This is a genomic window from Candidatus Omnitrophota bacterium, from assembly GCA_040755155.1.
Taxonomy (GTDB): Bacteria; Hinthialibacterota; Hinthialibacteria; order Hinthialibacterales; family Hinthialibacteraceae; genus JBFMBP01.
On sequence record JBFMBP010000137.1, the window covers coordinates 1 to 10,072 of the forward strand.

Sequence of the window (10,072 nt, forward strand, 5' to 3'; positions counted from 1 at the left end):
CCCAGGCCCAGGAGGAAAAAATCACAAATCTACATTCCTATAACCGCGTTTCAAAGACGGATTGGTTGCTGAGTCAAACAGGGAAAAATAATTGTCGTCGAGGGGGAAGAATAATTGTCGCTTGACACTCTGCCGATACTCCTTTCCGTCTTTGTTTCCGGCTGGAGGAACCGGAAGGAGAAACCTCCCGAAAAAAAAAGACGCAGCCGGACGCTCAAAACTGGCGGGTACGATACTTGCTTCAAGACCAAAGCGATCCCAGTCTTTTGATTCCGGCGAAAGACGCATGGGCTTTGAAGGGCCAACGAGCCAAAGTATTGCAACGGGCCGGGTTCAATCCCCGCGAATATCTGTTGTTTTCGCTTGGCCGGGCTTCCCGAATCTGTCCCCATGTGGAAGCCAGCCTCAATACGGCCTTGCCCAGCGAGTACGAACTGGATACGGCCGGCGCGTATTCCTTTCTGATTGAAAAGGCATCGATTTTGGAACAGATGGGCTTTGGCGTTTTGTTTCCCTCCTGGTGGAGCCGTAAAGGAAGTAAAAACCGCCTTTCCGTTCGCGCGCATGTCAAAAGCCCGAAAATGCAGGGAGGAAGCGGTCTCTCTCTGGATGAAATCGTTCATTTCGAATGGAAAATGGTCTTGGGCAAGGAAGAGATATCTCTTCGCGAATTGATCGAACTGGCCCAACTCAAAGTTCCCCTTGTCAAAGTGCGAGGCCAATGGGTGCAATTGAACGCGGAGGAAATCCAAAAAGCCATCGAGTTTTGGAAGACGAAAGCCCTCTCGGAAATCACGGCTCGCGAGGCGGTTCAGATGGCGTTAGGAAAAGTCGCAGCGCTTCCTGGATTCGATTTTAGCGGGATTACGGCGGCGGGATGGATGGGCGATCTGTTGAATCAACTAAACGGCAAGATGTCTTTCAAAGAGAACGAACCGCCCCAAACCTTTCAAGGAATCTTGCGTCCTTATCAAGTGCGCGGGTATTCCTGGCTGAGTTTTTTACAAAAATGGGATTTCGGCGCTTGCCTGGCGGATGACATGGGACTGGGGAAAACCATTCAAACGTTAGCTCTCATTCAACGGGATTGGCATGAGATTGGGGAAAAACCGGTGCTGCTCATCTGCCCGACCTCCGTAGTGGGGAACTGGCAGAAAGAAGCCGCCCGCTTCACGCCGGAATTACCGGTGATGATTCATCACGGCGTCGCCCGCAAAAAAGGCGCATCGTTTGAAAAGGAAGTGAATGAATTTGCGATGGTCATTTCGAGTTACGCCCTTCTTCATCGGGATTACAATCTGTTCAAACCTATATCCTGGGGCGGAATCATCCTGGACGAAGCGCAAAATATCAAGAATCCGGAGACTAAACAATCCAAAGCGGCCCGCGCAATACCGGCGGGATACCGGATCGCTTTGACCGGAACCCCGGTGGAAAACAACGTTGGGGATCTCTGGTCGATTATGGAGTTTCTCAATCCAGGTTGGTTGGGAACCCAGAACGAATTCAAGAAAACGTTTTTTATTCCGATTCAGGCGATGCGGGATGAAGAGGCAGTGCAACGTTTAAAGCAACTGACCGGCCCGTTCATATTGCGCCGCCTCAAGACCGATAAATCCATCATTTCCGATTTGCCGGAGAAGATGGAGATGAAAGTGTTTTGCAACCTGACCAAGGAACAGGCGTCGCTTTATGCGGCGGTGGTCCAGGAAGCAGAAACCGCGCTGGATTCCAGTGAAGGGATTCAACGAAAAGGAGTGGTTTTGGCGACGCTCTCCAAACTGAAGCAGGTGTGCAACCATCCCGCTCAATTTTTGGGAGACCGTTCCATGATTTCCAACCGGTCGGGTAAAGTGTCGCGGTTAACGGAAATGGTGGAGGAAATCATGACCGTAAACGACAAGGCGCTGATTTTCACGCAATTAGCCGAAATGGGGATCATCCTGCAAACCTACCTGCAAGAACAATTCGGACGGGAGGCGCTTTTCCTCTATGGCGGAACAACGAAAAAGAAGAGAGACCAGATGGTCGAACGCTTCCAAACCGATGCGGGGCCAAATCTATTTATCCTTTCGTTGAAAGCGGGAGGCACTGGATTGAACCTGACCAAGGCGAATCACGTATTTCATTTCGACCGCTGGTGGAATCCAGCCGTGGAGAACCAGGCAACCGACCGAGCCTTCCGCATCGGTCAAACGAAAAACGTCCAGGTGCACAAATTTTTATGCGTGGGAACCTTGGAGGAGCGGATCGACGAGATGATCGAACGGAAGAAGGAATTGGCGTCGAGCATCGTGGGAACCGGAGAAGGATGGCTGACGGAACTCTCGACGCAAAAGTTGAAAGAACTCTTCGCATTAAGCAAAGAAGCAGTCGCGGACTAACGATGGATATTTTTCTGGAAAAGAGAAAATACCAATGGCAAGCAAAAAACGTCAATACGGTTACGGGTATTACGATTTTGGATTTTACCCTCCGTCGAAACCCCGAGAGGCTAAAGGAGGAATCAAAGCGCAGAATAAGCGCGGTTCCTTCGGAGAGAGTTGGTGGGCCAAACGATGGATTGAAGTATTGGAGAGTTTTCATATCGGCGCCCGGCTGGGACGCGGACGATCTTATGCGCGCAGCGGTCAAGTGTTATCCATCGAAGTGGATAAAGGAGCCGTTAAAGCCAAAGTGCAAGGTTCCCGCTCCACTCCTTATTCGATTGCAATCCAGATGAAATTCCTGACTCGCGCCGATTGGGACAAATTAGTAAACGCCTTTGCCGCAAAACCGATTTACGCCGCGAAACTCATGGCGGGAGAGATGCCGCAAGATATAGAAGACATCTTCCGCGAGCTCGATCTGTCGCTTTTTCCTTCCACGTATAAAGATCTGTCGATGGATTGTTCGTGTCCGGATTGGTCGAATCCCTGCAAGCACATTGCCGCCGTGTTTTATCTGCTGGGCGAGGAGTTCGACCGCGATCCCTTCCTGATCTTCAAACTGCGAGGCCTATCGAGAGAAAGTCTCATTAGCGAATTAACCCAGAGAACGCCTCATGAGGAAAAAAGTAAAACTCTCGAATCCGAAACGAATTTACTGCCTCCCGAACCCTTCCCGGCAGACCCGGCCCTCTTTTGGAAAGGAGAAAATGCGCTGGAAGGTTTATTCGGAGAGGTTCGGATTCCCCTCGTTCCAGCGGCTTTACCCAAACAACTGGGAAAATTTCCGCTTTGGCGGGGAACCGCGCCGCTCCTGGAAGCCTTGGAATCCTGCTACGCGCAGGCTTCCCCTAAAGGATTGGACGTATTTCTTGGCGAAGCAGGCTAATCGATTCATGATTCAGGCGCGCTATTTCAGAATTCCTGCCGGGTGGCCTGATTGAGTTTGACGGAATCGGTATAAAGCGGGTGGAGATGATCTCCAAAGATTGGGAAGAGCAAAAGGAAATCCGGCAGGTCATGATTTTTCTCCAATCCCATGGCGTGAGTTCCGCCTATGCAACAAAAATCTTCCGGGAGTACGGCAATGCTTCGATTTCAGTGGTGAAAGAGAATCCCTCATATATTTTTCTCTAATCCACTTGGAAGAGTTTACAGACGCAGGGCAGCGCATATAGGAAAAATTAATAAAAAAAGAGCGGCATTTCAAAGGCTTGTTTTTCATTTTTCGAGCCAATTTTCCACCGACGAGTTGGGGACTTCGTTCGTTTCCAGGATCACGTCGCTGAAATATCCGGCAACGTAGGAATCAGGCGAACTCGGTGAAGTACCAAACCCTACATACACCGGATCGGTGAACGCGATGGCGCCGCCTATCCAAAACGTTCGCTCTTGGGTGTTCGGATCAATGTAGTACATGCTTAGTTGGTTTCCTTGGCGCACGATCTCCAGCGTTATTCCTTGTTGGATGTTATAAGGAGAGCTGCTTCTTGAAGAAATAGTCGCGTCGGGAGAACTTTTATAGTCCCCAACAACTTGACCGTTTTTATAAAGCCAACTCATAAAAAAAGGAATTCGATGTGCGTCAGAATCCGCTTCCAGGCTATCGAGAACCATTAATGCGGCAATCGCATACGGATCAACTCCTTCGCTCATGTCTTGCATCCGTATTTTGGCCTGTAAACGAAAATCCCCACTCACTTCTTTATAAAGAAAATAATAATCATACGAATAACCCGCCCCGCCGCCCATGACGACGTATTGTCTTTTCTGTTCATCATAGAATGCATATCCCGGGAGCATGGGGAAGCCAATATCTTGCTGATGGTTGAAAACGCCGACCGGTTTTACATCTGGGAGAGAAGATGCGCCTGGAAGAACTTCGCTTAAGCCGCTCGCCGCCATTCTCATGATCTTGGTCTGTTGGCTTTTGTAGGAGGATAAGCCACGAAAACCAATAAGGAGATTTTCGGCGTTTTCTCGCGGTTTCATCTCGTAAGAGACATGCTTAACGCCTTGGGCGATCGACGTCCAGCGAATGGTATGCGTATCGGGATCATAGACGCCATCATCGGATATATTCTCCGGCTCCCAATTTCCGAGCGGGTATTCGGCAAGCTCCATTAGGGAGATGGACGGCTCGATATCCGCGCCCGAAGTCAATGTTATATGGAGTGAATCGCCCGGTTGCGGATTTTCCGGCGAAATAGCGCGCTCCCATGAGAAAAGTTCATTCATCTCCCGGCCATATTGAAGGTTCAGGGCGTAAGATCCCTTCCATCCGGCAGGGCAAACCTTGGCGTAGTAGGTTTGTTCGCCGTTGGCATAAAAGAGGATTCGCGACGCCATCGGGGGATAGAGTCGCGGAGAGACGCGCATGATTTCCTGATTGGGATCGTCCGGACCGCACAAAGTGATTTCAGGTCCGGCGTTCAATTCCTGAGAAAGGCCGTTCAATGAAAGAAGCGCGTAGCGCGCCGTCGATGGACGAAGGGAATACCACCGTTCGCCGCTTGTCGCCGATGCCATCGTTTCCACGACGTTCTCGTCTTCCGTACTCAAAGCCAGGCAGGGTTGACTCGCTTCTGTCGTCACGCCGATGGAAAAGCGCGTCGTTATTCCCTGGGGAGAGACGATTTTCACCAGCCCGTATTGGTTTTCCAAAAACGTCCAGGCGAGCGGTTCGCCGGAATCGGTCGTAGCATACCATTCATCGGGATTTTTTGCGTTGCATAAGCGGACTTGTACTGGAACTTGATCGGGAAGGGCGGCGGCGTTAATTTTATAGACGCCCATAAACGGCGCGCGAAACATGTACCATTGCTCGCCGTTTTCCGGCGAGGTTTCGCCGCTTGCGCTCAATCCGTTGACCGCCAAGGGAATGATCGGCGCACTGGATACCGCCAGGGCGCTTTTGAGCTGGATGCCGTAAAGACCAGTCGCTTGCGCGTATCCGTTTACTTTCACAAAATAAAGACCGGCTTCTAAGTGCAGAGATATTTTGGAAAATCCGCCGTCGCCGCCGTCATCGTCGACGAGAAGGCCTGGTTCCATGCGATTCGGACCGTACAAAGTTATGATGGAATCCACGGGAGAATCTCCGGCGAGCGATGTTTCCAAGGAATAATCGCCATCGGCGGGTATTTGCGCCGAATACCAATCCGCATTTTCCGGCGGCCAAATTCTGCCGAATTGAGGCGGTCCATCCAAGACCAAAGGAAGGTCTTCGCCTTCATTCAGCGCGAATACGTCAAGCTCCTTGGAAAAGACGCTTCCATTTGAAGATATCGCGGACGCCGCGATTCGATGAGGCCCGTTCGCCGTGGTTGCGGTATTCCAATTCAAGCTGACGTTCACTTCTGTCTCGGGAGGATCGATCGTCATGACTCCTTCCACGCCGCCGGTTGTCAAGTCATCCACGATTTCGCCGTCCACACGAAACTCGATGCGGGAAATTCCCCGATGATCGATAGCGTATACGCTGATGGGAACGATGCCGGATAACAATTCGCCTGACGAAGGATTCATGACCGTCAAATTCACCGCTTCTTCGACGTTGCCTTGAGCACGAAGCCCGCTCACGCAGAGGGCGAATTCTTGATATTGCCCCAGGTTTACTTGTCCGCCGATATGAATCGCGTATTCTTGCGCATTCGGCGAAGAAATATAAACCTGTTCCACATTATCAACATGGTTCTCCGCTTTCTGCGCGGCGGAAAGGGTGGGACGCGATGGATTGAGCGTCCAAGGATAGAAGGTTCCCGCATCGCTCAGGATGGAGAGATTGAGATCATTGACGAGATTTATGACGTTGTTCAACGCATCGCCTGCCATGGCAACCGCCGCCGGGTCCGTCCAAACCAGGGTTGCCTTGATCGGTCCGGTTCCGATGTAAATCATGGGATATTCCACCGCCGTATCCGTTAAGCGATTCCAAACGATCGAGTCTTCCCGGCCTCGATGGTTCGCGATGAAATCGGCGGCGGCGCGGGCGTCCAGCAATCCCCATCCAAAGCGATAATCGGGGCCAGGTTTGCTCCCCCCGTCGCGGGCGGTATGAATCAGAATCGCTTTCATGGTCGCGGGATTAGGATCCGCTCCGCCGAATTCCCGGCGAAATTGTTGAATCAAACAAGCGATGCTTCCGGTGACCACGGCGGCCGCCATGGAAGTGCCGGAGAGTTCCAAATAAGCGTTATCCGATTCCCTTCCCATCGACAACAGAGAAACGCCATTAGCAACCAGATCGGGTTTGATGCGGCCGTCGGCGGTGGGTCCCCAACTGGAAAAATCCGCCATGCTTTCATCGCCGACCAGAGGAGGTTCCTCCGTCAAGTCGCGAATTGCTCCGACGGTGATCGCGTTCTTGGCGTCCGCTCCCGCACATAAGTCGTTGTACTCGTCGCCTACGCGTTCGTTGCCAGCAGGACGAACAGCGATCAAATTGCGATCATAAATGATTTGATCCCACGCTTGCGTCAGATTTTCGTAAACGCCGTATAGCAACGCGCCGGGTGTTTCATCTCCGACGCTTCGGCTGAGCGAATGGGTGGATCGATAGGAATGATTTGAAACAGAAACGCGGTGAGCGTTGGCATCGATTTCGGCAAGGTCGTTCATAAAGTCCCAGCATAAAAGCGTCGCATTCGGAGCCATGCCTCGCGCCTGCGGATTCTTTATCCCGTTGCCGCCGATGATTCCCGCCACATGGCTGGCATGATTGCTATAGATGGCGATCTCGCCATCCTGTTGCGTTGCTCGGCCAATGATTTGTTCGTGCGTGACGCGGACGGGACCCGCGTCCCAAACGCCCACGGTGACGCCGGAACCGTCCAGGTCGTATCCCGAAATCCCGCCCGGTTGGATCTCGTCCACATTGGATGCGTCCTGGGCGTTGATATTAAGGGGTTGAGGAGGCGGATCGATAGGGGCGATCTGGTACACTCCATCTTCGTCCGCGAGCGCGTCGAGTTGTAGCGATGGAATGGATACGGCGTTGATAGTTTGTCGAAAGTCGAAATTCACGCGAGTCGCTTCCAACGCAGCGCCATGGGCAAGCAAAGCCGCGTGCGCCTCTTGAAAAGATACATCTTGAAAAAAGATCGCTTTGACTGTTTCGAGCGTCTTATTCGACGGTGGATTTTCTCGCAGTTTGTTGACCTTGCGACGCAGCGAAAATTCCAGTTTCGCGGCGCTGGGAATAGCGATCAGTCCGGCAACTTGAGAGGCTTCCCCTAGGCGGTTTAGAACATCGATGCGGCCCGCGACGAAATAGCGGCTTTCAGGAAGGTAATGCAGAAATCGGACGTCTATTTTCTCTCGATCCTTGGGCGTAAGCGGTCGCTTGAACTGTACGATGGCATGGCGCGTGGCGGATTGCGCCGTCGCTTTCGCGAGGAAGGGATGATATTGCGAGCGGGCGGCGATGTTGATGGCGACGCCGTTTAGCGTCAATGAATTCGCTTTCGCGATCGCGTTCGGAACCTCCAGGAACAGATTCGTAACAAGGAATAACGCAAAGAGGAAACTAGATAAAAAAGCGCGGCTCAACATGATCTCCCTCCAATTGTCAAGGATTTCCCGCAATAAAAGAGGGGATAATCAATTTCAAGTCCAGGATGCGCCAACTGACCGGTATTGGAAATATCGTCGTTTGTTTCATTCTTACAAAATTCATTCGGGATAAACAGTGGAAAACAAATAAAAAATGTGTTCCTTCAATTTTTTTCCCGCAACGATAATGACGGTCGAAAAGTGAACATGGGAGCGGCTGGATATGTCCGAGGAAAAGCGGGTGGGGATTGACGAAACCTCGCGGGCAAAAGGGTCTTTACTTCGGCGACGAAGCCGCCGCGCTGATGGTTCAGGCGTTGTTTCAACTTGAAGAAAACCTGGAAACTCCCCTGGAATGCAACAAGGGAATTGAGCGCTATTATGCGCTGGTCAAAGAAGCGGGACGCCGGATGCCGGAATATAGGATGGCAAAGAATCATCGCTGGCGGCTGCACATGCAGAAAGCGGCGCTGGATCGCTACAACCAACTCAAACTGCAAAAGGAGTTATTCCAGGAAGAACGTCTTCGCACGGCTTTGAAAAACGGTCTTGAATCCAGCGATCTGAATAAGGCGATCAATGAATCGCTGGCCATTTTGAAGGAACCGTTAGAAACGCCTCGCATGGCAGCATTCCGGGAAGAAGCGCGCCGGTTGGGCGAAGAGTCCGAACAACTATTCGGAATGCGCAATGCGGGGTATGCCAAGATTCAACAACCGCTGCGGGATTTGCCCTCTCTCGCGTCGATTCTGGAAGAGGCGAGTTCAATCCAGCCGGAGATAAAGAAAAGACAACTCCTGGAATCGGCAATCCAAACCACCCAGGAACAAACCCGGCCAGGCCGCATTTTCTGGTAGATTTTCCAATTGGAGAAATGAATGAATAGACGGAATCATGATAATAGGAAGAGTCATTAAGGAGCCAATGACGCAGAGCTGTCTTCTGGAATTTTCGCTTTAATCGAGTCCCATAAATATCGATCGAGAAATACCTCATGTTCTCCATGCAAATTCTTCTCAATATAGAAAGGATTCCGGAGAACAAAACTTACCGTTGATCGCGATACGCCAATCGATTGAGATATGTTCCGCAACGATTTTCCTTCGCCGGCGAGCCTGAATATCTGTTGAATGACTGGTTTTGTTTTTTCATCAATGACAATCCTTTTGTTTACCATTCGATATCCCAGAGGCGGGCGATTCATAAACCGACCTTTCTCCTTGGCGAGCAGTACTCCCCTTTTGATCCTCGCTTGCCGAAGTTCAGTTTCGAATTCAGAGAAAACGCTTCTGATTTTGGCAAACGCTTTTTCCGACGGTGATTCCGCCCTGCATTCATTGATCAGAATGATTTCCACTCTATGCATGGAAAGATGAGTCGTAAGCCAGCCAAACTGAAACAAATCGCGTGAAAGTCGGTCCGATTCAGTGGCCACGATTCCTTTTATCGTTGGTTTTAATTGATCGATCATATCGACGAGACCGGGACGTTCGAATAATTTCGTCCCGCTTTTTTGATCCTCGAAAATTTTGAGTAATGTTAAATTCCGATTGGCGCAAAACCGTTCAATTTCCCGTCGCTGTCCATCGAGAGAATACCCTTTACCTTGCTCGCCGGTTGAGACCCGTACATAGCCAAAGACGTTTTGCATTATTAGCGACGGATCGGTCGTAATACGATATCACCCCGTTCTATGAATACTTCCAAGTAGTCTCCTCCTTGGAGACGAAGCGCTTTCGCCACTCCGCAGGGGATAGTAATTGAAAATTGACCGTTACTTCTTTGCTGGCGTAACACAAGAAGATTTTGTAAGAGTCGTTTTCCGCGCTTGGCTTGAAAAGTGAGGATAGAGTCTTCGTTGGAAGCCATCAGGAAATTATTGATAAGTCTATTTATAAATTTATCGTTAAACTGCCAATTTTGAGGATGGTCTAAAAAGTCTAGGTTCTTGGACATTTAATTTCGCTAGCGTATCATGCAAAAATATATTCAAAGGCCGATTTTGTTCGATAAATCCGTAATCTTCCGGCAAATACAACTAATACTGGTACGATAAGCCTGTATTCATCGGAGCTTGTTTCCCAGGCGCAGGT

The 10,072-nt window shown here is 50.6% G+C and carries 6 protein-coding genes and 1 pseudogene; 4 read left to right on the plus strand and 3 right to left on the minus strand.

Annotated features, from left to right (window positions below):
• The first annotated feature begins 236 nt into the window (after window positions 1-236).
• The 3 genes and pseudogenes from AB1656_20735 (at window position 237) to AB1656_20745 (ending at window position 3,545) form a co-directional block, all read left to right on the plus strand.
• Complete coding sequence (locus AB1656_20735; GenBank protein ID MEW6237821.1) at window positions 237-2,384, plus strand: DEAD/DEAH box helicase; 2,148 nt, start codon at window positions 237-239, stop codon at window positions 2,382-2,384.
• A 34-nt stretch (window positions 2,385-2,418) separates the two neighbouring features.
• The gene (locus AB1656_20740; GenBank protein ID MEW6237822.1) at window positions 2,419-3,315 is read left to right on the plus strand and encodes an SWIM zinc finger family protein; all 897 of its coding nucleotides are present in this window, start codon (window positions 2,419-2,421) and stop codon (window positions 3,313-3,315) included.
• Between the two features lie 47 nt (window positions 3,316-3,362).
• A pseudogene (locus AB1656_20745) lies at window positions 3,363-3,545 on the plus strand (helix-hairpin-helix domain-containing protein).
• A 102-nt stretch (window positions 3,546-3,647) separates the two neighbouring features.
• Here the strand turns inward: AB1656_20745 and AB1656_20750 are convergent.
• A complete protein-coding gene (locus tag AB1656_20750; GenBank protein MEW6237823.1) occupies window positions 3,648-7,979 on the minus strand; it encodes a S8 family serine peptidase in 4,332 nt (1,443 codons plus the stop codon).
• 248 nt (window positions 7,980-8,227) lie between these two features.
• Here AB1656_20750 and AB1656_20755 point away from each other — a divergent pair, with 248 nt between their 5' ends.
• Window positions 8,228-8,836, plus strand: a complete 609-nt coding sequence (locus AB1656_20755) for a hypothetical protein (protein ID MEW6237824.1) — start codon at window positions 8,228-8,230, stop codon at window positions 8,834-8,836.
• Between the two features lie 56 nt (window positions 8,837-8,892).
• On the opposite strand, the gene AB1656_20760 is transcribed toward AB1656_20755, so the two are convergent.
• Window positions 8,893-9,630, minus strand: coding sequence for a recombinase family protein (locus AB1656_20760; protein ID MEW6237825.1), 738 nt, complete (start codon window positions 9,628-9,630; stop codon window positions 8,893-8,895).
• Between the two features lie 2 nt (window positions 9,631-9,632).
• Window positions 9,633-9,935 carry an AbrB/MazE/SpoVT family DNA-binding domain-containing protein gene (locus AB1656_20765; protein ID MEW6237826.1) on the minus strand — a complete coding sequence of 101 codons (303 nt, stop codon included), beginning with the start codon at window positions 9,933-9,935 and terminating at the stop codon, window positions 9,633-9,635.
• Window positions 9,936-10,072 lie beyond the last annotated feature (137 nt).

Coding starts and splice junctions, on each gene's coding strand:
- AB1656_20740 (MEW6237822.1), top strand. CDS start 2,419: ATGGCAAGCAAAAAACGTCAATACGGTTACGGGTATTACGATTTTGGA.
- AB1656_20750 (MEW6237823.1), bottom strand. CDS start 7,979: ATGTTGAGCCGCGCTTTTTTATCTAGTTTCCTCTTTGCGTTATTCCTT.
- AB1656_20760 (MEW6237825.1), bottom strand. CDS start 9,630: ATGCAAAACGTCTTTGGCTATGTACGGGTCTCAACCGGCGAGCAAGGT.
- AB1656_20765 (MEW6237826.1), bottom strand. CDS start 9,935: ATGTCCAAGAACCTAGACTTTTTAGACCATCCTCAAAATTGGCAGTTT.